At 61.4% G+C, this 2,319-nt stretch carries 3 protein-coding genes; 2 read left to right on the top strand and 1 reads right to left on the bottom strand.

Going from position 1 to position 2,319, the window contains the following annotated elements; all coding sequences use genetic code 11:
• Positions 1-19 precede the first annotated feature (19 nt).
• Complete coding sequence (locus tag VGG64_19560) at positions 20-163, top strand: hypothetical protein (GenBank protein ID HEY1601808.1); 144 nt, start codon at positions 20-22, stop codon at positions 161-163.
• Positions 164-614: 451 nt separating this feature from the next.
• Positions 615-1,967: a hypothetical protein gene (locus tag VGG64_19555; protein ID HEY1601807.1), complete on the top strand. Its 1,353-nt coding sequence runs from the start codon at positions 615-617 to the stop codon at positions 1,965-1,967.
• 144 nt (positions 1,968-2,111) lie between these two features.
• Here the strand turns inward: VGG64_19555 and VGG64_19550 are convergent.
• A partial coding sequence (locus tag VGG64_19550; GenBank protein HEY1601806.1) for a serine--tRNA ligase occupies positions 2,112-2,319 on the bottom strand: 208 nt, incomplete at its 5' end.

Genomic DNA, 2,319 nt, shown 5'->3' with positions numbered 1-2,319 from the left:
GAAAGATCGCCTTGACGGCTTGCGGCTCGACTGGCCCGGCAAATGGCTACTCGTGCGGGCCAGCAACACCGAGCCCATCGTCCGCGCCATTGCCGAAGCCCCGACCGCAGCCGAAGCCCAAAAGCTCTGCGATGAAGCGGCCAGCATCATGGCGAATAATTAATCGACCGGGCCTGTCTAGGCCGCCTCTGGGTGCCACTGCTGGCTCGTCCAGCAGTGCGATCCCGCCGAGCGGCTTCTCTCCATGACTCTTCGTCGGGCGAGGTCACCAACGGCCGCACCATCTCCTTCGCTCGGCACTGCTGGACAAAGCCAGAAGTGGCACCCGAGCGGCCCGCGTCATGGCGAGTGCATCCGGCCATTAGCGCGCGGTGCGGTCTTTCCCACGAGATGCCGCAGTTCCTCGGGCCCGATCCGCAACGATCGGTTCTTTTTGATGCATTTAGCCGACATTCCGTCGCAAGATTGCTCTTTGCGTCAAGTTTTGTTCTGGATCGGTCGATCGTTTGGGCGCTCGCCGGTCGTGGTGTCTACCGGGGCCGCCGATCGCTTGTTCGGGCTGGCCTATCGCGAGTCTTTGCTGCATTCATTGGCCGGCGGACGGTGTTGGAATCATGATAGCACGTCTCTTCTGCGGACTAACGCTGTGTGCCGCCATGGCTCTGTCTGGCGGTTGCACGCAAATGCAACTGCGGCGAAGCACCGTATGTCAGGCAAACACGTTGACGGAGCTTCAGTACGAGCAAGTGCTGAATAACATCGCGATGTTTAGTTGCGACCCGTATACACTGCCATCAATGGTCGCGATCAAAGCGGGTACAACTCAAGCCGCCGACACTGGCACCGGCGGGTTCCTGCCGGGCGCCTCGACGAACTTTTTCATCCAGCCGGCCCTCACCGGCACGCGCACCGTCGTAGGGCAGTGGGCGACCGCGCCCATCACCGACGACACGTCGCTAGAACTCTTGCAAATGGCGTATCGCAACGCATTCGGCTTTGGCGAAGAAATGGGGCAAAAGAAGGCAAATGATCTGGCTCATACATTGATCGGGCAGGTTCCTACGACGGCCGACACATCAATCGAAGCCAATGTGATTGCTGGCGTCATAGAAAAGAATCTCCCCGTCGATAAGCCCGTTCCCGGGGTTCGGATCGTTGAGGACGGGGACAATATTACGGTTCGCGTAATCGTTCCTGCAGGTGTGACGGTGACGCGCGTCTGGAGCGAGCAAAAAAGCGTGGTGGTGGTCGGCACCCGGCCGCAGGACGCAGCGGCCAAGGGAACGGATGGCGGCGCAGCGCATTGCGCGGGCGCCGGCTGCGAGTTCTACCTCGATGTTCCGCTGCCGACGCTGGTAGCGCCCTTAACGTTCGCGAAGCCCGAAGCGCTTCGACACGACTGTGTCCTCGAGGTCCCGCTGGTAAAGTGCCGGACAAATTCCACGCCCGAGTGCCCCGAGCAGATCGCGCAGGCATGGTGTCATGATCCGATTGGCGGCGACGACTGGCAGAGCGAGCCGTTCCCCACCGGGAATGGCTACGCGGCCTCCGGCCAGCGTGTCGCGGACCAGTTTTTCGCCGTCATGCAGTCCCTTTCCGACACGCTGGACTGGCGAATTCTTGAGTGCTCGCCTCATCATCCATCGTACTTCATCTGCTACGGAATGGACCGCCATCGCGTCCCGTCCGGCCTGTCGCAAGAAGTGGTTTACGAGGTCAACGACGCCCAACAAACGCTTAAAGAAATTCCTTCCGGTTGGTTTAGCGTCGGTTGCAAGCACGACGTTCCGAGGTCGGCGTGCTACGTCGGCAGATTTCGCGACCGTTACACTTGGGTCGACGCTCGGCATACAAAGCAACTTGCCGACTTTACGCGCGCCGTCCTTAAGCTCTCAACACTGATCAAGGACAAGGCGGTGGTGAACGCGCCGTCCGGGGTTCAATTCTCACCCAGCGTGACGCGTTAGCAAAACGAGGCAAGTCCGTCGTGAGCATGCAGCACCAGCGGGCAAGCCGGATCAATTGCGGCAGCAGGCGGTGCGTCTCGACAACCGCGATCAGCGGGCAGGCTTCACAAGTGCCCCCGCGCCTATCGGCCGAACTGGCCGCCGCTAACGCGCGATGCGATCTTTTCCCACCAGCGGCCGCAAGGCCTCGGGCACGAGGACCGAGCCGTCGGCTTGCTGGTAGTTTTCCAGGATGGCGATCAGCGCGCGGCTGATGGCGACGGCCGTGCCGTTGAGCGTGTGGACGAACTGCGTCCCCTTCTCGCCCTTGGTGCGGTAGCGAATGGCCAACCGCCGGGCCTGGTAGTCGGTG

The organism is Pirellulales bacterium (assembly GCA_036490175.1).
Lineage (GTDB): Bacteria > Planctomycetota > Planctomycetia > Pirellulales > JACPPG01 > JACPPG01.
This window is presented reverse-complemented; position numbering and strand designations above follow the sequence as displayed.